The following is a 19,876-nucleotide window of genomic DNA, read 5'->3' on the forward strand; positions in this document are numbered from 1 at the left end:
GAAGAGAAGATGCGTTTGAAACCGTTAGTGACCGCGCTCTGTGCTGGCGCGCTGCTTGCCGCAACGCCGTTTGCGCAGGCGAAAGATCTGAAGTCCATCGGCGTGACGGTGGGCGACCTGGCCAACCCATTCTTCGTGCAGATCACCAAAGGTGCCGAGCTGGAAGCGCGCAAACTGGCGGGGGATAACGTCAAAGTGACGCTGGTCTCCAGCGGTTACGATCTCGGCCAGCAGGTGGCGCAGATAGACAACTTTATTGCGGCCAAAGTGGACATGATCATCCTTAACGCCGCGGATTCCAAAGGGATCGGCCCGGCGGTTAAACGCGCGAAAGAGGCCGGGATCGTGGTTGTCGCGGTTGACGTCGCGGCGGAAGGGGCGGATGCCACCATCACCTCCGATAACACCCAGGCGGGGGAAATGGCCTGTAAATACATTACTGACCGCCTGAAAGGCAAAGGCAACGTGGTCATCATCAACGGGCCGCCAGTGTCCGCGGTGCAAAACCGCGTCGAAGGCTGCCAGACCGAGTTCAAAAAACATCCGGATATCAAGGTGCTCTCTGATAACCAGAACGCCAAAGGTAGCCGTGAAGGCGGTCTGGAAGTGATGACCTCACTGCTGGCGGCCAATCCGAAGATCGACGGCGTGTTCGCGATTAACGATCCGACGGCGATCGGTGCCGATCTGGCAGCAAAACAGGCCCAACGCAATGAATTCTTTATCGTTGGCGTAGACGGCAGCCCGGACGGCGAGGAAGCGCTTAAGCGTGAAAACTCCCTGTTTGTCGCGACGCCGGCTCAGGATCCGCAGGTAATGGCGGCAAAAGCGGTTGAGATCGGCTATGACATTCTGCAGGGCAAACCTGCGCCTAAAGAGCCTGTGCTGATCCCGGTGACGATGATCGATAAAAAGAACGTCGGATCCTATAAGGGGTGGACAGTGAAGTGATGTAGTGCGGTTTGATGCCCTCACCCTGATCTTCTCTTCGCGGGAGAGTTGGGGTGAGGCCTGACATAGCGTCCAGGGGGCCCCATGAAACGCTCCGAAATCAATGAAATCCTTGGCCACACGCGGCAGTTCTTCTCCATGCACGACGTGCATCTCCCTCCCTTTGCCAGTTTTCCGCCGACGAAATGGCAGCAGCTTGATCCGGCCGCCTGGCAGGAAGTGTTTGATCTCAGGCTTGGCTGGGACGTAACGGCATTCGGCGGCGACCATTTTGCCGCACAGGGGCTAACGCTCTTTACCCTGCGCAATGGCTCACCGAACGGCGTGCCCTATGAAAAGTGCTATGCCGAAAAAATCATGCACGTCCGGGATGGTCAGGTGACGCCCATGCATTTTCACTGGCGTAAACGGGAAGACATCATCAACCGTGGCGGCGGAAACCTGATCGTCGAGTTATGGAATGCCGATGCACATCAAGAACCTGAAAATACCGACGTGACCGTTACCCTCGACGGCTGTCTGCAAACCCACGCGCCCGGCAGTCAGTTACGCCTGCAACCCGGGGACAGCATCTGCCTCACCCCCGGCCTGTACCACAGTTTCTGGGGCGAACGCGGTTTTGGCGACGTACTGGTGGGGGAAGTGTCATCGGTGAATGACGATGAACACGATAACCATTTTTTACAGCCCATTGCCCGCTATAACAATATCGAAGAAGACGAACCGGCGGTGCTGGTGTTGTGCAACGAGTACAACCTGTTTCGGAAATAAGGAGTAAATAATGCCATTGATTTCTCTTGCCGACGGTCTTGAGCACGCCAGGAAACACCGCTACGCGCTCGGCGCGTTTAACGTTCTCGACTCCCATTTTTTGCGCGCGCTGTTTGCTGCCGCGAAACAGGAACGCTCGCCGTTTATCATTAATATTGCGGAAGTCCACTTTAAGTATGTCTCCCTGGAGTCGCTGGTCGAAGCGGTCAGGTTTGAAGCCGCCCGTCATGATATTCCGGTGGTGCTCAACCTCGATCACGGCCTGCATTTCGAGGCGGTGGTACGTGCGCTGCGCGTAGGCTTCAGCTCCGTGATGTTTGATGGCTCCACCCTGAGCTACGAAGAAAACATTCGCCAGACGCGGGAGGTGGTGAAGATGTGCCACGCGGTTGGCGTATCGGTAGAAGCGGAGCTGGGTGCGGTAGGCGGTGACGAAGGTGGCGCGTTGTATGGCCATGCGGATGAAGCGTTGTTTACGGACCCGCTGCGGGCGCGCGAGTTTGTCGATGCCACCGGCATTGATGCGCTGGCGGTCGCCATTGGCAACGCGCACGGTAAATACAAAGGCGAGCCAAAACTCGATTTCCCTCGTCTGGACGCCATTCGCCAGCAGACCGGCCTGCCGTTGGTCTTACACGGCGGCTCCGGCATCAGCGATGCCGATTTTCGTCGCGCCATCGAACTGGGGATCCATAAAATCAACTTTTATACCGGTATGTCACAGGCCGCGCTCTCCGCCGTTGAGCAACGGATGGCAAAACGTCAGCCTCTGTACGATGAATTTGCAGAACTGTTGCTGGGTATAGAAGAGGCGATTACCGATACGGTCGCCGCGCAAATGCGCATCTTTGGCAGCGCGGGGCAGGCATAATGGAACGTAAAGGGATTATCGCCGCCGGCAATATGCTGGTGGATCACGTCCACCAGATTGTGCAATGGCCGGAGCGCGGCTGGCTGGCGGAAATTACCCACAGCGAACGTTCAACCGGCGGTGCGCCGCTGAACGTCCTGCTGACGCTGGCCAAAATGCACGTTGGCCTGCCGCTGCAGGCCGTCGGCCTGATTGGCGAAGATAGCGACGGCGATTACATCCTGGCGATGCTCGACCAGTATCACGTCAACCGCCAGCGGGTGCAGCGCACGACCTTTGCGCCAACCTCTATGTCGCAGGTTATGACCGACCCCAGCGGGCAGCGCACTTTTTTCCACTCCCCGGGCGCCAACCGTCTTCTGGATCTGCCCGCCTTCGACCGCCTCGACGGCGCAATGAAGATTTTCCATCTCGGCTACCTGTTACTGCTCGACAGCCTGGATATGCCCGATGACGAGTACGGCACCCGCAGCGCACGGCTGCTGGCCCAGATGCGCGATCAGGGGTATGAAACCTCGCTCGATCTGGTCTCGCGAAAGGGTGACCCTCGCTATCAGCCGCTGGTCCTCCCTGCCCTGCGCCATCTTGATTATCTGGTCATCAACGAACTGGAAGCCGGCGAGTTTAGCGGGCTGGAGATGCGCGACGAGAACGATGCCCCGCACATTGCCCATATCGCGGAAGCCGCCTCACAGCTTCTGGCAGCTGGCGTGCGTCAGCGGGTGGTGATCCACTGTCCGGAAGGGGCGTGGGGGTTAACACCGGACGATGAAGGGCGCTGGATCTCCTCCTGGTTGCTGGAGCGGGAAGAGATTATCGGCAGCGTCGGGGCGGGTGATGCCTTCTGCGCAGGCTTCTTATACGGCTGCCATGAAGCGTTGCCGCTGGTCGAGAGTATTTATCTGGCCCATGCCTGCGCGCGGGCAAGCCTGCTGGCTGCGAACGCCATTGATGGGGCAAAAACGCTGGCCGAGCTGCAGCTGTTTATTAAAGAGAATATTTAAGCCGCTTTCTCGCTGTGAGACACATCGGCAGCAAAGACGTAGCCCAGCCCACGGACGGTTTTAATGAGTACGGGCTGATGCGGGTTGGCTTCTATTTTACGGCGCAGGCGCATGATCAACACATCGATTGTGCGGTCGAACACCTCGGCACTTTCGCTGTGCGTCAGCTCGAGCAGTTGTTCCCGGCTGAGCACCCGCCGGGCGTTCTGGGTGAGCGCCAGCAGCAGACCATATTCTCCCTGGGTCAACGGTACGGGGTTACGCTGCGGATCGCTGAGTTCACAGCGGGAGGTATCCAGCGTCCAGCCATTGAACGTCACGCCCGCCACGCGTGGCACCGGGGTGTCTGCGGCCAGCGCCCCGGTCCGGCGAAGCACGGCTTTAACCCGGGCAACCACCACGCGCGGGTTAAACGGTTTGCCAATATAATCGTCGGCCCCCATCTCCAGCCCCACCACCACGTCTGACTCACTGCCCAGCCCGGTCAACATCACCACCGGCAGCTCCGGACGTTGCTTTTGCAGGTGCAGTAATACCTGCAGGCCGTTGATATCCGGCAGCATCATATCCAGCAGGACAAGGGCGATGTGTGGCTCATGCTGAACCAGACTCAGCGCGTCCTGGCCGTTATGGCAGACGAGCACGCTAAAGACGTGCTCACTCAGCACATCCTGCAGCAGCTCGCAGACTGCGGTATCGTCATCAACCACCAGAATCGCCGGTTTCATCGCATGCTTCCATCAGGGGATTATGTTAAGTCTGAACTATTCTGCCGTCGGCTCCAGCCAATTTGACTTTTACATGACGGAATTACAACCCATGTCACATCCACTGCCCATTCGACACGTCAATTTTGACGATTGGCTGTTTTTCGTCAGGGTTTTGCCCCTCAGTTGGCCGTAAAGTCTGTTGATACCCACAATAAAAACATGGCATAGAAGCTGCATAGTGGGGCGTAAGCATTGATTAACTGGAGCAGACTGATGAAAAAAGTCGTCACGGTTTGCCCTTATTGTGCCTCGGGTTGCAAGATCAACCTGGTGGTCGATAACGGCAAAATCGTCCGGGCGGAGGCCGCCCAGGGGAAAACCAACCAGGGCACGCTGTGCCTGAAAGGCTACTACGGCTGGGATTTTATTAACGATACCCAAATCCTTACCCCACGCCTGAAAACCCCTATGATCCGCCGCGAGCGCGGTGGCAAGCTGGAAGCCGTCTCCTGGAGCGAGGCGCTGGATTATGTCGCCACGCGCCTGAGCGCCATCAAAGCCAAGTATGGCCCGGATGCGATCCAGACTACCGGCTCTTCACGCGGTACTGGTAATGAAACCAACTATGTAATGCAAAAATTCGCGCGCGCCGTTATTGGTACCAATAACGTCGACTGCTGCGCTCGCGTCTGACACGGCCCATCGGTTGCAGGTCTGCACCAGTCGGTCGGTAACGGCGCTATGAGTAATGCGATCAACGAGATAGATAACACCGATCTCGTGTTTATTTTTGGCTATAACCCGGCGGATTCTCACCCTATCGTCGCGAACCACGTGATTCGCGCCAAACAGAATGGGGCGAAAATCATCGTCTGCGATCCGCGCAAAATTGAAACGGCACGTATTGCGGATATGCACATTGCACTGAAAAACGGCTCGAATATCGCGCTGTTGAATGCGATGGGCCACGTCATTATTGAGGAGAATCTGTACGACCAGGCGTTCGTCGCGACCCGTACGGAAGGGTTTGACGAGTATCGGAAAATTGTCGAAGGCTACACGCCGGAGTCCGTTGAAGCGATAACCGGCGTAAGCGCGCAAGAGATCCGTCAGGCAGCGCGGATGTACGCCGGGGCGAAAACCGCGGCCATTTTGTGGGGCATGGGCGTAACCCAGTTCTATCAGGGCGTGGAAACCGTACGCTCCCTGACAAGCCTCGCGATGCTGACCGGAAATCTGGGCAAACCGCATGTGGGCGTGAACCCGGTGCGTGGTCAGAATAACGTGCAGGGTGCGTGTGACATGGGCGCACTGCCGGATACCTATCCGGGCTATCAGTACGTTAAGTTCCCGGAAAATCGTGAGAAATTCGCGAGGGCCTGGGGCGTGGAGAGCCTGCCGGAACATACCGGGTATCGCATCAGCGAGCTGCCGCACCGTGCGGCGCACGGTGAAGTGCGTGCCGCCTACATTATGGGTGAAGATCCGCTGCAGACCGACGCCGAGCTGTCAGCGGTGCGTAAAGGCTTTGAGGATCTCGAACTGGTGATTGTCCAGGACATCTTTATGACCAAAACCGCGGCGGCGGCGGATGTGATTTTACCGTCAACGTCATGGGGCGAGCATGAAGGTGTTTACACGGCGGCAGACCGCGGCTTCCAGCGCTTCTTCAAAGCGGTGGAGCCGAAGTGGGATCTGAAAACCGACTGGCAGATCATCAGCGAAATCGCTACCCGCATGGGTTATCCGATGCACTACAACAACACCCAGGAAATCTGGGACGAGTTGCGCAAACTGTGTCCGGACTTCACCGGTGCCACCTATGAGAAAATGGGTGAGCTGGGGTATATTCAGTGGCCATGCCGCGATGAGTCAGAGGCCGATCAGGGCACGTCGTATCTCTTTAAAGAGAAGTTCGACACCCCGAACGGACTGGCGCAGTTCTTCACCTGCGACTGGGTCGCGCCAATCGATAAACTCACCGATGAGTATCCGATGGTGCTCTCTACCGTGCGTGAAGTGGGCCACTACTCCTGTCGCTCAATGACCGGTAACTGTGCTGCGCTGGCGGCACTGGCGGATGAACCGGGCTATGCGCAGATCAACACCGCTGACGCAGAGCGTCTGGGCATTGAAGATGAAGCCCTGATCTGGGTGCACTCGCGTAAAGGACGCATCATTACCCGTGCGCAGGTCAGCGACCGACCTAACAAAGGAGCGGTCTATATGACCTACCAGTGGTGGATTGGTGCCTGCAACGAACTGGTGACGGAGAACTTAAGCCCGATAACCAAAACGCCGGAGTATAAGTACTGCGCCGTACGCGTGGAGCCGATTGCTGACCAGCACGCCGCGGAACAGTATGTGATTGACGAATATAGCAAGCTGAAAGCCAGACTGCGCGAAAGCGCGTTGGGTTAATGCTGTTAATTAATCGATGAATAAAAGGGGGTGACTTATTCACCCCTTTTTTATTTCTTAATAAGCTATTTATATTATCAATATATATTGTGCACGCTGCCCCGCAGCAATAATGTCATTAGCACCGAAATAAATACCCGGCTTTGTATTTTAATTCAGTGAGAGAATCTCCCCCGCGAGCGTCTAATGCCCTCTTTCACAAGCATTATTGTGAGACGAAACGCGGCGGACACCGGGAAATGTTCATTCACCTTTACCGCGCCCGTTTTTTTCTTCTGCGACGACGATTATACTGCGCGGCGTGTACCCAGATGATAAGAATCCATGAAATCAATTTTTCTGATGTTGTTATTTTTTACGTCACTCGTCCACGCGGATGAGATTGGCAGCCAGTACAAGCAACAGGCGGAAGCGGGTGACGCCCGCGCCCAGTATTACCTTGCCGATACCTACTTCAGTTCCGGCGACAGCAAGCAGGCCGCGCAGTGGGCAGAGAAAGCAGCAAAAGGGGGCGATGTCGACGCCATGGCGTTGTTATCGCAAATCCAGTTTACACAGGGCGATTACGCGCAGGCCAAAGCGCTGGCGCAGCAGGCCACTATCGCCGGCAGTAAACGCGGCGCAATTATGCTGGCACGCGTGCTGGTCAACACCCAGGCAGGAAAAACTGACTACCCACAGGCCATCGCACTGCTGCAAACGGCAACCGAAGATATCGACAACGACTCCGCGGTGGATGCGCAAATGCTGCTGGGGATGATTTATGCCAACGGCGTTGAGGTGGCGCAGGACGACGTCAAAGCCGCGTCGTGGTTCAAACGCAGCTCCTCCCTTTCGCGTACGGGTTACGCGGAGTACTGGGCCGGAATGCTGTTCCAGCAGGGCGAGAAAGGCTTTATAACGCCGAATAAGCAGAAAGCGCTCTACTGGCTGAACCTGAGCTGTACCGAAGGGTTTGATACGGGATGTGAAGAATTTGACGCGTTGAGTGGGGAGTAAAGTCTCTTACACGGCCCTCTCTTTTGGACAGAGAAGGAATGCGAAAAGGCCGGGTTAACCCCGGCCTTTTTATTTTACTGGTCTGCGGTCTTATCAAAACGACCCAGCACTTCGCGTTCATACGCCAGCGCTTTTTTACGGTCGAATTTGTGCTCCCACTTAGCGATAACCAGCACCGCCAGGGCGTTACCCACCACATTCAACGCCGTACGCGCCATGTCGAGGATACGGTCGACACCGGCGATAAACGCCAGACCTTCCAGCGGGATCCCTACGCTGCCCAGGGTCGCCAGCAGGACGACAAAGGAGACGCCAGGTACGCCTGCGATGCCTTTTGAGGTCACCATGAGGGTCAGCACCAGCACGATCTCCTGCCACAGAGACAGGTCAATGCCGTACAGCTGAGCAATAAAGATAGCCGCAATACTCTGGTACAGCGTTGAGCCGTCCAGGTTAAAGGAGTAGCCGGTTGGCACCACAAAGCTGGTAATCGATGCCGGCGCGCCGTAGGCCTCCATCTTCTCGATAATACGCGGCAGTACGCTTTCAGAGCTTGCCGTGGAGTACGCGAGAATCAACTCATCTTTGAGAATACGGATCAGGATCCAGATGCTCAGCCCACACAGGCGCGCCACAATTCCCAGCACCACCAGCGCGAAGAACAGGATGGCGAAGTGAACCAGAATCACCAGCTTCGCCAGCGGCCACAGGGAGGCGAAACCGAAGTTCGCCACGGTTACCGCGATAAGCGCAAACACCCCAACCGGCGCGTAGCGCATCACCATGTGAGTCACTTTGAACATGGTTTCAGAAATTGAGCGGAACACGGTGACCAGCGGTTCACGGTGCGTGGCAGGCAGGGAGGAGAGACCCAGACCAAACAACACCGAGAAGAAGATGATCGGCAGCATCTCGCCCTTCGCCATGGAAGCCACGATGTTGGTCGGCACCAGCGAAAGGATGGTTCCCATCAGGCCATGCGCGTGGCTCTGTACTTCAGCGGTAGTGCTTTGATATTTCGAAATATCCACCGTCGCCAGCTGCGACATATCGATCCCGGATCCTGGCTGGAACACGTTCGCCAGCGTGATCCCCAGAATGATGGCAATCGTCGTGATCACTTCGAAATAAAGAATTGTCTTCGCGCCGATACGGCCTAACTGTTTTGCATCCCCCACACCGGCAATGCCGACGACCAGCGTTGAGATAACAATCGGTACGACAATCATCTTGATCAGATGAATAAAGATATCCCCTGCCGGCGAGAGCAGGTTCGCAATCAGCCACTCGCGGCTGTCGCTGTGATAATGCAGGTAGCTACCCAGCAGGATACCCAGCACAAGGGCTAGCAAGATTTGCCAGGCCAGGCTGACTTTAACGTTTTTCATAGAAACTGACTTCCTCAATGAAGCGCCCTATTCACATAAACTGCATGAATATGGATACATACTGAAAGGGTATGAATTGTGTTGCGTTGGTTTATGGGATTTTTTAACGCGGCGTATGAGTATCATTTGCGCGGCATGTTGCGCAAGCCTTAAAGAACGGCACATTTCGCTACAAAAAGCGGTCATGACGTGAGTTTGTCACAATTCCCATCAATAACTTTTTGTTATAAAAAGGCTTTTTTAATGGAAATTGTGAATAATCGGCACGGTGAATTATTTTCCTTCAAAGTTTCATTCGCTCATTTTTCATACTCTTCAAACAATGCGTGATCTGTAGCCCAAATAATAAACAAAGCTTGTAAAGCCCCTACTATTAACGTTTTTGCGACATATTATTAACATCTTACAAGGAGAAAAAAAGCCATGAGCCAAGTACATAAACACGACATTCCCGCAAACATTGCGGACCGTTGCCTGATAAACCCGGAGCAGTACCACGAGAAGTATCAGCAATCCGTCTCCAGCCCGGACGTCTTCTGGGGTGAGCAGGGCCATATTCTTGACTGGATTAAACCTTATCAGAAGGTGAAGAACACCTCCTTTGCGCCCGGCAACGTCTCCATTAAATGGTACGAAGACGGCACGCTGAACCTGGCAGCAAACTGTCTTGACCGCCACCTTGCCGAACGCGGTAATGAAACGGCCATTATCTGGGAGGGTGACGACGCCTCTCAAAGCAAACACATTACTTATAAAGAACTGCACCGCGACGTGTGCCGCTTTGCCAACGTTCTGCTGGAAAGGGGCATTAAAAAAGGCGACGTGGTGGCTATCTATATGCCAATGGTGCCTGAAGCGGCAGTAGCCATGCTGGCCTGCGCGCGCATCGGTGCGATTCACTCGGTGATTTTTGGCGGCTTCTCACCGGAAGCGGTAGCCGGACGTATTGTCGATTCCAGCTCGAAACTGGTGATCACGGCCGATGAAGGCGTGCGCGCTGGCCGTGGCATTCCCCTGAAGAAAAACGTCGATGAAGCGCTGAAAAATCCGAACGTGAAAACCGTCAGCAACGTCATCGTCCTCAAGCGTACCGGTGGCAAGATCGACTGGAACGAAGGACGCGACCTGTGGTGGAGCGATCTGATTGAAAAAGCCAGCGATCAGCATCAGCCGGAAGAGATGAACGCGGAAGACCCGCTGTTTATTCTTTACACCTCCGGCTCAACCGGCAAACCGAAAGGCGTGTTGCACACCACCGGCGGCTATCTGGTCTATGCCGCTACCACCTTCAAGTACGTATTCGACTACCATCCGGGCGACATTTACTGGTGTACTGCCGACGTAGGCTGGGTCACCGGTCACAGCTACCTGCTTTACGGCCCGCTGGCCTGTGGTGCCACTACGCTGATGTTTGAAGGCGTACCGAACTGGCCAACGCCGGCGCGCATGTGTCAGGTGGTCGACAAACACAAGGTCAATATTCTCTATACCGCCCCAACGGCGATCCGCGCATTAATGGCGGAAGGCGATAAGGCCATTGAAGGCACTGACCGCTCTTCGCTGCGCATCCTCGGTTCCGTTGGCGAGCCCATCAACCCGGAAGCCTGGGAGTGGTACTGGAAGAAAATCGGCAACGAAAAATGCCCGGTGATGGACACCTGGTGGCAGACCGAAACCGGTGGCTTTATGATCACCCCTATGCCGGGTGCGACGCAGTTAAAAGCCGGTTCAGCAACTCAACCGTTCTTCGGCGTACAACCTGCGCTGGTGGATAACGAAGGCAATCCGCTGGACGGAGCCACCGAAGGCAATCTGGTAATCACCGATTCCTGGCCGGGCCAGGCGCGTACCCTGTTCGGCGACCACGAGCGCTTTGAGCAGACCTACTTCTCGACCTTTAAAAACATGTACTTTAGCGGTGACGGCGCCCGGCGTGACGAGGACGGTTATTACTGGATAACCGGGCGCGTGGACGACGTGCTTAACGTCTCCGGCCACCGTCTGGGTACCGCGGAGATTGAATCCGCGCTGGTATCTCATCCGAAGATCGCCGAAGCCGCCGTCGTCGGGATCCCACACAACATTAAAGGCCAGGCGATTTACGCCTACGTCACGCTGAATCATGGCGAAGAGCCGTCACCAGAGCTGTATGCCGAGGTGCGCAACTGGGTACGTAAAGAGATTGGCCCGCTTGCCACGCCGGACGTGCTGCACTGGACCGACTCTCTGCCGAAAACCCGCTCAGGCAAAATTATGCGCCGCATATTGCGCAAAATCGCAGCCGGTGACACCAGCAACCTCGGTGATACCTCAACGCTTGCCGATCCTGGCGTGGTGGAAAAACTGCTCGAAGAGAAGCAGTCCATCGCAATGCCATCGTAACGCGATCTCCCCTCTCCCCCCCGGGAGAGGGAATAAAAAAACCTCCCCTATAAATACTTCTGGAGACCTCTGATGAATAACGATATTTGTCAGCAGATAGAGAATAGTGCGCACTACAGGGAGCTCGTGGATAAACGGCAACGGTTTGCCTTCTTACTTTCCATCATCATGCTGATTATTTACGTCGGCTTTATTCTGCTGATTGCCTTTGCCCCACACTGGCTCGGTACGCCGCTGCACGCGGGCACCAGCGTCACGCGCGGAATTCCGATTGGGATTGGCGTGATAATCATTTCGTTTGTGCTGACCGGCGTGTACGTCTGGCGCGCCAATGGCGAATTCGATCGTCTTAACAGAGCAGTCCTGGCAGAGGTAAAAGCATCATGAAGAGAGTCCTGACGGCGCTTGCCGCCACACTTCCCTTTGCCGCCAACGCCGCTGATGCCATCACCGGCGAGGTGCAGCGCCAGCCAACCAACTGGCAGGCGATTATCATGTTCCTGATTTTCGTGCTGCTGACGCTGTACATCACGTACTGGGCCTCGAAACGCGTGCGCTCCCGTAATGATTACTACACCGCAGGCGGCAACATTACCGGTTTTCAGAACGGGCTGGCGATTGCAGGCGACTTTATGTCCGCCGCTTCCTTCCTCGGTATCTCCGCGCTGGTGTACACCTCCGGCTACGATGGTCTGATTTACTCCCTCGGCTTCCTTGTGGGCTGGCCGATTATTTTGTTCCTGATCGCAGAACGCTTGCGCAACCTGGGCCGCTATACCTTCGCAGACGTGGCCTCCTACCGGCTGAAGCAGGGGCCGATTCGTACCCTCTCCGCCTGCGGCTCGCTGGTGGTGGTCGCGCTGTATCTGATTGCGCAGATGGTCGGCGCGGGTAAATTGATCGAACTGTTGTTCGGCCTGAACTACCACATCGCGGTGGTGCTGGTGGGTGTGCTGATGGTGATGTACGTCCTGTTCGGCGGCATGCTGGCCACGACCTGGGTGCAAATCATCAAAGCGGTCCTGCTGCTGTTCGGCGCCAGCTTTATGGCCTTTATGGTCATGAAACACGTCGGATTCAGCTTCAATAATCTGTTCACTGAAGCGATGGCGGTACACCCGAAAGGGGAAGCGATCATGAGCCCTGGCGGGCTGGTGAAAGACCCTATTTCTGCGCTTTCGCTCGGTCTGGGTCTGATGTTTGGTACGGCTGGCTTGCCACACATCCTGATGCGTTTCTTCACCGTGAGCGATGCGCGTGAAGCGCGCAAAAGCGTCTTCTACGCCACGGGCTTTATGGGTTACTTCTACATCCTGACCTTTATCATTGGTTTTGGCGCCATCATGCTGGTGGGGGCGAATCCGGCGTTTAAAGACGCGGCGGGCGGGCTGATTGGCGGTAACAACATGGCGGCAGTGCATCTGGCCGACGCGGTAGGCGGTAATCTGTTCCTTGGCTTTATCTCGGCCGTGGCCTTCGCCACCATCCTCGCGGTGGTTGCCGGGCTGACGCTGGCGGGCGCGTCTGCGGTATCGCACGACCTCTATGCCAACGTTATCCGCAAAGGAGCAAGCGAACGTGATGAGCTGAAAGTCTCGAAAATCACCGTGCTGGTGCTGGGCGTGGTCGCTATTCTGCTGGGGATTTTGTTCGAGAAGCAGAACATCGCCTTTATGGTGGGGCTGGCCTTCTCCATTGCGGCAAGCTGTAACTTCCCTATCATCCTGCTCTCCATGTACTGGTCAAAACTGACCACACGTGGGGCGATGATTGGCGGCTGGCTGGGGCTTTTGACGGCCGTGATTCTGATGGTCCTTGGCCCGACGATTTGGGTACAGATCCTCGGTCACGAAAGCGCTATCTTCCCGTATGAATACCCGGCGCTGTTCTCCATTGCCGTGGCGTTTATTGGTATCTGGGTCTTCTCCGCGACCGATAACTCGCCGGAAGGTAACCTGGAGCGTGAGAAATTCCGCGCCCAGTTTATCCGCTCACAAACGGGTCTGGGCGTCGAGCAAGGCCGCGCGCACTAACCTCGTCTCCCCGGCCTTTCCGGCCGGGGAAATCAGAACATCACCCACGCCACCAGCGGTGCAATCAATACCATCACCACGCCAGAGAGCATCATCACCAGGCTTGCCACCACCCCTTCCTGCTGCCCGAGTTCATACGAACGTGCCGTTCCCGCACCGTGCGATGCCGCGCCAAATCCCGCCCCTTTCGCCATTCCTTCACGGATCGACAGCCGCAAAAAAAGCATGTCGCCAACCGCCATCCCGAAGACGCCCGTCACGACCACAAATAACGCGACCAGATCCGGCTGTCCGCCGAGCGGCTTGGCCGCGGCCAGCGCAAACGGGGTGGTGACCGAACGGACGGCCAGGCTGCGCTGAATTTCATCGGGCAGCGTAAACAGCCGGGCCAGCCAGACGGAACTGCAGACCGCCACCACCGTGGCCGTGATCACGCCAGCGCTGAGCGACATCCAGTGGCGTTTGATGATCGCCAGGTTGTCATACACCGGTACCGCAAAAGCAATGGTCGCAGGCCCCAGTAGCCACAGCAGCCAGTGGGATTCCCCAATGTAGTTCTGCCAGGAGATATGCCCGAAGACCAGCATCAGGACCAGCAGGATCGGCGTGAAGACCAGCGGCATCAGCGGCAGCGCGTGAAAACGGCGATACAGCCGTTTATTGGCAAAGTAGATCGCCAGGGTGGCAATCAGGCACAACACGCTTATCTGGAAGTTAGTCATGCTTTTGCCTGCTGATTTCAAACCGATACACTTTATCAACCACCCAGGCGGTGGCCCCCAGCACCATCAGCGTGCTCAGCGCAATGACCGCGAAGATGCGCCAGCCATCTACCCTCAGCAGTTGCGCATAGTTCACCACCGCGACCACGGCGGGCACAAAGAACAGCAGCATTTCCGCCAGCAGCCAGCGCGCGCCGGCGCGTACCCAGTTGAGGGGGATAACGCGACAGAGGATAAGCGTCAGCATCAGCACCATTCCGACCAGGTTGGCAGGCAGCGGCAGATGCAACCAGTTGACAAGATATTCCGCGAAAACAAACAGTCCCGCATAAAGCAGTACCTGAACCGGTACCTGAAGTCGTTGCACAACGGCAGGCGTAACACGGCTTAACGCCACGGCCATGGGGGTTTTCCTCAAAAATGAGACGAGGCGCCAGTATAGTGAGCGCACGTAATGGACTGAAATGAATTAAAATCATCAAAGGTATAGTTCCGAGGAATAATCATGGACATAAGAACGCTGCGCTATTTTGTCGAAGTGGTTCGTCAGCAAAGTTTTACCCGCGCAGCGGAGAAGTTGTTTGTCACCCAACCCACCATCAGCAAGATGCTGAAAAACCTCGAAGATGAACTGAACTGCACCCTGCTTATCCGCGACGGACGCAAGCTGCTGCTGACCGATACCGGGCGGGTCGTCTTTGAACGCGGGCTGGCGATCCTGGCGGAGTTCCGCCAGCTGGAAGCGGAGCTTGGCGATATCAATCACCTGACAAAAGGGCTGCTGCGCCTCGGCATCCCGCCGATGGTTGGGATGATGATGGCCGGCCCCATCAGCCTGTTTCGCCAGCGTTATCCCGGCGTTGAGCTGAAAATTTCCGAGTTTGGCGGCTTAACGGTTCAACAGGCGGTCACCAACGGCGAGCTGGATGTCGCCATGACCGCCCTCCCCGTGGAGGAAGAGAGCGGTCTGGCGACGCTGCCGCTCTTTAGCCACCCGCTGTGCGTGCTGGTACCCCGCTCTGGTGACTGGCTGAAGGTCGACACGGTGAAACCCGAACGGCTCGGAGAACACCCGCTGCTGATTTACAACGAAGATTTCGCCCTCAGCCGCCAGCTGATGGCGCTGTTTAATCAACACAACGTGAAGCCGCGCATTGCGGTGCGCAGCGGGCAGTGGGATTTCCTGGCCGCGATGGTGCAGGCAGGTGTCGGCATTGCGATTTTGCCGCAGCCGATTTGCGAACGGCTCGATAAAAACACCCTGCGCTGGATCCCGCTGGAAAGCGATTTACACTGGCAGTTAGGGATGATTTGGCGCGAAGGGGTTTATTTATCGCACAGCGCGCAGGCGTGGCTGAAATGCTGTGAAGGATTTTGGGTTCCCTGACCCTCTCCGGGTGGAGAGGATCAGGGTGAGGGCATCAGCCCGCACGGACTACTGATTCTCTATCAGCAAGGCTTCCAGCAAATCCAGATCGTGCAGCAGTTTTTGCAGCGTCTCATTGCTGATTTGCCGCGTGGCGCGCAGATGGTACAGCTCGGCACGCTCTGAGCGCAGCGCCGCCAGACGGAACCGGCGCTCCAGGTTCTCCTCCTGCAGCGAACTTTCCACATCGTTGCGGCCATCGGCACGACGACGCAGGTTACCAATCACGCGCGAGCTCACTTCAGTCAGCAGCTGGTTGTCGATGTTCTCTTCCGTGTCCGCCGCAAGACGTTCTTCCATCTTCTGAATGGCCACAATCGCCACTTCGGCGGTCGCCGCGCGGGCAATACGCTCCTCTTTATGCTGCTGAGTCGAGTCACCCGTCTCAATATGCTGCAGCAGAAGAGGCAGCATTATCACGCCGACAAACAGTGAGAACAGAATCACCCCTGCCGCCAGGAACACCAGTTCATAGCGCGCCGGGAAGACATCGCCCGTGGGCAGCAGCAGCGGAATGGACAGCACACCGGCAAGCGTAATCGCCCCGCGAACGCCAGCAAAAGAAGCAATCAGCAGCTCCCGCGTGGTCCACGAGCCGAACTCCATCGGTTTTTTCGTCAGGAAGCGCATGCTGAATTTTTTCATCGTCCACAGCCAGCCGAAACGCACCAGCATCAGCGCCATGTAGATCAGCACGATATCGGTGAACAACATCCACGTTTCGACGTTCGGGTCGGCCTCGGCCGCCACCAGCGAGGATTCCATGATGCCCGGCAACTGCAGGCCCAGGAGCAGGAACACCATCCCGTTAAAGACAAATTCCAGCATCGCCCAGGTGCTGTTTGCACGCAGGCGCATGGCCAGCGGCGCACGGCGCATTACGCCGGAGCGGGTGATGGTCATCCCTGCCGCCACCGCCGCCAGAATGCCCGACACGCCGATATGTTCGGCAATCAGGTAAGAGGCAAACGGCAGAAGGAACAGCAGCACAATCTGTGTCGCCGGTTCATCGCCGCCCCAGCGGCTGAGGAAGCGCAGCGAACGACCATACAGCCAGCTCACCACAAACCCGGCCAGGATACCGCCAATCGCCACCTTGAAGAATTCCAGGGTCGCGCCGCCTACGGTAAAGATCATCGTGCCCATCGCGACGGCCACGGCAAATTTCAGGGCAACCAGGCCAGAGGCGTCATTCATCAGCGCCTCACCCTGTAAAATCCCCATGATTTTCTTCGGAATACGGCCTTCACCGACAATGCCGGACAACGCCACGGCATCGGTTGGTGACAGCACCGCGGCCAGCGCAAAGGCCGGAATTAACGGAATGCCCGGTACCGCCCAGTAGATCAGGAAACCAATCCCGACCACCGTGACCACCACGAGCGCCAGCGCCAGACCTAATATCTCTCGCCCGTGTTCAAGGAATTCACGCGTGGGCGTTTTCCAGCCATCGGCAAACAGCAGCGGCGGAATAAACAGCACGAGGAACAGTTCGGGGTCGAACTCCACGTGCAGGCCAAACGTCGGCCACGCCAGCAGCGCGCCGATGGCAATTTGCATTAATGGCAGGGGGACCTGAAAGGGCAGTACGCGTGTGACTACCCCGGATAGCGAGACCACAAGAGTCATGATGAGTATTGTGAAGAAGATTTCCATGCGTTCCCTGTTTGCTGTGTTTCTTAAAAGCCAAACCTAAGGCGTCGTGCCGATTATTCTATCTTCCCCAGAGTAACGCAAAAGACAACGGGATGAGTCCTGAAAATAAAAACGGGCGGCCTGAGCCACCCGTTTTCGCATCAATGGACAACTTAGATTGCCCAGCCGCCCGCGTAGAACGCCACCAGCGCGACGGCAATCACAACGGTGCCGATGTTCAGCTTGCGCCACTCGCCGGAGACCAGACGCCCAATCACCAGCGACGCGAAACCGATCATGATGCCGGTCACGATATTACAGGTCAGCACGATAAAGACCGCCGTGATGAGGCCTGACATCGCATCCACAAAATCAGCAAAATCGATTTTCGCCACGTTGCTCAGCATCAGCAAACCAACGTACATCAGCGCAGGTGCGGTCGCGTAGGCCGGCACCAGGTAGGAGAGCGGAGAGAGGAACAGGATCAGCAGGAACAGCACGCCAACGGTAATGGCCGTCAGGCCGGTTTTACCGCCTGCCGCCGTACCCGCAGCGGACTCGATATACACCGCAGCCGGAGCCGCGCCCACCAGACCCGAGAAGACGCTGCTCAGGGAGTCGGTGGTCAGCGCTTTGCCGCCATCGATAATCTGACCGTCTTTATCCAGCAGGTTCGCCTGACCCGCGACGGCACGGATGGTACCCGTTGCATCAAACACCGCGGTCATCACCAGCGCCAGCACGCTTGGCAGGATCACCGGGTTCAATGCCCCCATGATATCCAGACTGCCAATCAGAGAGTTGCCTTTGTCATCGCTCAGCGACGGCATGGCGAAAATCCCGGAGAAGTGAACATTAGGATCGAAAATCAGGCCAACAATGGACACCCCGATAATGGTCAGCAAAATGCCGCCCGGGACTTTCAGTTTTTCCAGACCAATAATCACCGCCAGACCGATCAGGGACATAATGACCGGGAAGCTCGCGAAGTGACCCAACGCCACCGGCAGACCGTCCAGCGGGTTCTTGATCACCAGGCCGACGCCGTTTGCGGCAATCAGCAGCAGGAACAGCCCGATACCAATGCCGGTGCCATGCGCCACGCCCTGAGGCAGGTTGCGCAAAATCCAGCTACGGATGCCGGTGGCGGAGATAACGGTAAACAGTACCCCCATCAGGAACACGGCACCGAGCGCAACCGGTACGCTGATGTGCTGACCCAGAACCAGGCTGAAAGCGGTAAAGGCGGTCAACGAGATTGCACAACCGATTGCCAGCGGCAGGTTCGCCCACAGGCCCATCACGATGGAGCCAACGCCCGCCACGAGACAGGTAGCAACAAAGACGGCCGCCGGTGGGAAGCCCGCTTTACCCAGCATACCCGGAACGACAATGACGGAGTAAACCATCGCCAGAAACGTGGTCAGACCGGCAACGATTTCCTGACGCACGGTGCTGCCGCGAGCCGAAATTTTAAAGATGGCGTCAAGCGAACCGCCAGTACGCGCAGATGGCGTAGACATAGAAAACATCCCCTGAGAGTTTTTATAGAAAGTCCGTAAGCATGGTGGAGACGCCACTGCCAGCTAAACGTCAAATCCGTGTTTTGCATTTGCGACGAAAGGGGCGTCACAGAAAAAGCAAACGTTTAGCTCCGCGCTTACAAACGGGTGGTCAAATTAAGGCAAACGATTATCTAGCCTAATCCCCGCCCTTTTCAACTGAACTTTATCGTTTTTCGCTAAAATTCCCTTATGACGCTGAAGAAATAAACAGAGGATGCGCAAACGTTATCGTCTGTGCGCAATTTGTTTACATTTCACTCCCCACCCGGAATCGATAACGGGCCACCTTGCTCCAGCGTTTTTTGCCAGCCAGGGCTGCTCTCCACTTTTTTCTTCCAGGCCTGGGTATGCGGGAGGTTATCGATGCCACCGCGCGCCAGCAGGGCAAAAATCGGGAAGCTCATCTGAATATCCGCCATGCTGAGCGTATCGCCGGCAAACCAGCTGTTATGGGCAAGATGCGACTCAATAAAGCGTGCATGGGTTTCAAGCTGGCGGTTGAGATACGCTTTTTGCACTCCCTGCCCCAGCGCTTTACCCAACGTGCGGATACCAAACGGCACGGGCGGCTTACCGAGGCTACTGAAAACCAGCTTCATCAACAGCAGCGGCATTAGCGAACCTTCGGCATAGTGCAACCAGAAGCGGTACTGCACCTTATGCGCAGGATCCAGAGGCTTAAGCCGCGACTCCGGATCGTAGGTTTCCTGAAGATATTCGAGGATGGCCCCCGACTCGGCGAGGATCAGGCCGTTATCTTCAATAACCGGCGATTTGCCCAACGGGTGCACTTTTTTGAGCGACTCAGGCGCCAGCATGCTCTTTTCGCGCTGGTAACGAACAATCTCATAGGGCAGGGAAAGTTCTTCCAGCGCCCAGATCACACGGTGTGAGCGGGACTGGTTCAGGTGGTGTACCGTGAGCATTGTGTTCTCCTTTTATTCATACTTTTTAACTATAGAAAATCGAACAACACCGCGAAAAAAATTCGCCTAAAA

Annotated in this window: 17 protein-coding genes; 10 read left to right on the plus strand and 7 right to left on the minus strand. The window is 56.4% G+C overall.

Annotated features, from left to right (window positions below):
• Positions 1-9 precede the first annotated feature (9 nt).
• From AM410_RS05270 to AM410_RS05285, 4 genes are all read left to right on the plus strand, one after another.
• Entirely contained in the window at positions 10-951 is a 942-nt protein-coding gene (locus tag AM410_RS05270) for an ABC transporter substrate-binding protein (RefSeq protein ID WP_014168243.1), read from the plus strand.
• Between the two features lie 84 nt (positions 952-1,035).
• On the plus strand, positions 1,036-1,722 hold the full coding sequence (locus AM410_RS05275) for a D-lyxose/D-mannose isomerase (RefSeq protein ID WP_059306578.1): 687 nt from the start codon (positions 1,036-1,038) through the stop codon (positions 1,720-1,722).
• A gap of 10 nt (positions 1,723-1,732) precedes the next feature.
• On the plus strand, positions 1,733-2,593 hold the full coding sequence (locus AM410_RS05280) for a ketose 1,6-bisphosphate aldolase (protein ID WP_025206378.1): 861 nt from the start codon (positions 1,733-1,735) through the stop codon (positions 2,591-2,593).
• Entirely contained in the window at positions 2,590-3,597 is a 1,008-nt protein-coding gene (locus tag AM410_RS05285; protein ID WP_108647613.1) for a carbohydrate kinase family protein, read from the plus strand. The genes AM410_RS05280 and AM410_RS05285 overlap by 4 nt, the downstream gene beginning before the upstream one ends.
• On the opposite strand, the gene AM410_RS05290 is transcribed toward AM410_RS05285, so the two are convergent.
• The gene (locus AM410_RS05290; RefSeq protein WP_025206379.1) at positions 3,594-4,325 is read right to left on the minus strand and encodes a response regulator; all 732 of its coding nucleotides are present in this window, start codon (positions 4,323-4,325) and stop codon (positions 3,594-3,596) included. The genes AM410_RS05285 and AM410_RS05290 overlap by 4 nt on opposite strands.
• 255 nt (positions 4,326-4,580) lie before the next feature.
• Here AM410_RS05290 and fdhF point away from each other — a divergent pair, with 255 nt between their 5' ends.
• A complete protein-coding gene (fdhF, locus tag AM410_RS05295) occupies positions 4,581-6,728 on the plus strand; it encodes a formate dehydrogenase subunit alpha (RefSeq protein ID WP_080471945.1) in 2,148 nt (715 codons plus the stop codon).
• 324 nt (positions 6,729-7,052) lie between these two features.
• Positions 7,053-7,727 carry a tetratricopeptide repeat protein gene (locus AM410_RS05300; RefSeq protein WP_014168236.1) on the plus strand — a complete coding sequence of 225 codons (675 nt, stop codon included), beginning with the start codon at positions 7,053-7,055 and terminating at the stop codon, positions 7,725-7,727.
• A 74-nt stretch (positions 7,728-7,801) separates the two neighbouring features.
• Here the strand turns inward: AM410_RS05300 and gltP are convergent, their stop codons facing one another.
• Positions 7,802-9,115, minus strand: coding sequence for a glutamate/aspartate:proton symporter GltP (gltP, locus tag AM410_RS05305; RefSeq protein WP_013095082.1), 1,314 nt, complete (start codon positions 9,113-9,115; stop codon positions 7,802-7,804).
• Positions 9,116-9,538: 423 nt separating this feature from the next.
• Between gltP and acs the strand changes: the two genes are divergently transcribed.
• The 3 genes from acs (at position 9,539) to actP (ending at position 13,530) form a co-directional block, all read left to right on the plus strand.
• Positions 9,539-11,497 (plus strand): acetate--CoA ligase, encoded by a 1,959-nt coding sequence (gene acs / locus AM410_RS05310; protein WP_020882831.1) that lies wholly within the window; start codon positions 9,539-9,541, stop codon positions 11,495-11,497.
• 72 nt (positions 11,498-11,569) lie between these two features.
• A complete protein-coding gene (locus tag AM410_RS05315; protein WP_014168233.1) occupies positions 11,570-11,884 on the plus strand; it encodes a DUF485 domain-containing protein in 315 nt (104 codons plus the stop codon).
• On the plus strand, positions 11,881-13,530 hold the full coding sequence (gene actP / locus AM410_RS05320) for a cation/acetate symporter ActP (RefSeq protein ID WP_014168232.1): 1,650 nt from the start codon (positions 11,881-11,883) through the stop codon (positions 13,528-13,530). The genes AM410_RS05315 and actP overlap by 4 nt, the downstream gene beginning before the upstream one ends.
• A 32-nt stretch (positions 13,531-13,562) precedes the next feature.
• Here actP and AM410_RS05325 read toward each other — a convergent pair whose 3' ends face one another.
• Together AM410_RS05325 and AM410_RS05330 are read right to left on the minus strand one after the other, a co-directional pair.
• Positions 13,563-14,252: an LrgB family protein gene (locus AM410_RS05325; RefSeq protein ID WP_023310063.1), complete on the minus strand. Its 690-nt coding sequence runs from the start codon at positions 14,250-14,252 to the stop codon at positions 13,563-13,565.
• Positions 14,245-14,655 carry a CidA/LrgA family protein gene (locus AM410_RS05330; RefSeq protein ID WP_032679393.1) on the minus strand — a complete coding sequence of 137 codons (411 nt, stop codon included), beginning with the start codon at positions 14,653-14,655 and terminating at the stop codon, positions 14,245-14,247. The genes AM410_RS05325 and AM410_RS05330 overlap by 8 nt, the downstream gene beginning before the upstream one ends.
• 102 nt (positions 14,656-14,757) lie before the next feature.
• On the opposite strand from AM410_RS05330, the gene AM410_RS05335 reads away from it, so the two are divergent.
• Complete coding sequence (locus AM410_RS05335; RefSeq protein WP_025206385.1) at positions 14,758-15,639, plus strand: LysR family transcriptional regulator; 882 nt, start codon at positions 14,758-14,760, stop codon at positions 15,637-15,639.
• Positions 15,640-15,687: 48 nt separating this feature from the next.
• Here AM410_RS05335 and AM410_RS05340 read toward each other — a convergent pair whose 3' ends face one another.
• The 3 genes from AM410_RS05340 to AM410_RS05350 all read right to left on the minus strand — a co-directional run bounded on the left by AM410_RS05340 (position 15,688) and on the right by AM410_RS05350 (position 19,804).
• The gene (locus AM410_RS05340) at positions 15,688-17,334 is read right to left on the minus strand and encodes a Na+/H+ antiporter (RefSeq protein WP_014168228.1); all 1,647 of its coding nucleotides are present in this window, start codon (positions 17,332-17,334) and stop codon (positions 15,688-15,690) included.
• Positions 17,335-17,486: 152 nt separating this feature from the next.
• Complete coding sequence (gene ghxP, locus AM410_RS05345) at positions 17,487-18,836, minus strand: guanine/hypoxanthine transporter GhxP (RefSeq protein ID WP_020882835.1); 1,350 nt, start codon at positions 18,834-18,836, stop codon at positions 17,487-17,489.
• A 296-nt stretch (positions 18,837-19,132) separates the two neighbouring features.
• Positions 19,133-19,804, minus strand: a complete 672-nt coding sequence (locus AM410_RS05350; RefSeq protein ID WP_020882836.1) for a glutathione S-transferase family protein — start codon at positions 19,802-19,804, stop codon at positions 19,133-19,135.
• Positions 19,805-19,876: the final 72 nt, after the last annotated feature.

It is taken from the genome of Enterobacter cloacae complex sp. FDA-CDC-AR_0164, assembly GCF_003071645.1.
Classification (GTDB): Bacteria; Pseudomonadota; Gammaproteobacteria; order Enterobacterales; family Enterobacteriaceae; genus Enterobacter; species Enterobacter ludwigii.

Coding starts and splice junctions, on each gene's coding strand:
- AM410_RS05270 (WP_014168243.1), top strand. CDS start 10: ATGCGTTTGAAACCGTTAGTGACCGCGCTCTGTGCTGGCGCGCTGCTT.
- AM410_RS05275 (WP_059306578.1), top strand. CDS start 1,036: ATGAAACGCTCCGAAATCAATGAAATCCTTGGCCACACGCGGCAGTTC.
- AM410_RS05280 (WP_025206378.1), top strand. CDS start 1,733: ATGCCATTGATTTCTCTTGCCGACGGTCTTGAGCACGCCAGGAAACAC.
- AM410_RS05290 (WP_025206379.1), bottom strand. CDS start 4,325: ATGAAACCGGCGATTCTGGTGGTTGATGACGATACCGCAGTCTGCGAG.
- AM410_RS05300 (WP_014168236.1), top strand. CDS start 7,053: ATGAAATCAATTTTTCTGATGTTGTTATTTTTTACGTCACTCGTCCAC.
- gltP (WP_013095082.1), bottom strand. CDS start 9,115: ATGAAAAACGTTAAAGTCAGCCTGGCCTGGCAAATCTTGCTAGCCCTT.
- acs (WP_020882831.1), top strand. CDS start 9,539: ATGAGCCAAGTACATAAACACGACATTCCCGCAAACATTGCGGACCGT.
- AM410_RS05315 (WP_014168233.1), top strand. CDS start 11,570: ATGAATAACGATATTTGTCAGCAGATAGAGAATAGTGCGCACTACAGG.
- actP (WP_014168232.1), top strand. CDS start 11,881: ATGAAGAGAGTCCTGACGGCGCTTGCCGCCACACTTCCCTTTGCCGCC.
- AM410_RS05325 (WP_023310063.1), bottom strand. CDS start 14,252: ATGACTAACTTCCAGATAAGCGTGTTGTGCCTGATTGCCACCCTGGCG.
- AM410_RS05330 (WP_032679393.1), bottom strand. CDS start 14,655: ATGGCCGTGGCGTTAAGCCGTGTTACGCCTGCCGTTGTGCAACGACTT.
- AM410_RS05335 (WP_025206385.1), top strand. CDS start 14,758: ATGGACATAAGAACGCTGCGCTATTTTGTCGAAGTGGTTCGTCAGCAA.
- AM410_RS05340 (WP_014168228.1), bottom strand. CDS start 17,334: ATGGAAATCTTCTTCACAATACTCATCATGACTCTTGTGGTCTCGCTA.
- ghxP (WP_020882835.1), bottom strand. CDS start 18,836: ATGTCTACGCCATCTGCGCGTACTGGCGGTTCGCTTGACGCCATCTTT.
- AM410_RS05350 (WP_020882836.1), bottom strand. CDS start 19,804: ATGCTCACGGTACACCACCTGAACCAGTCCCGCTCACACCGTGTGATC.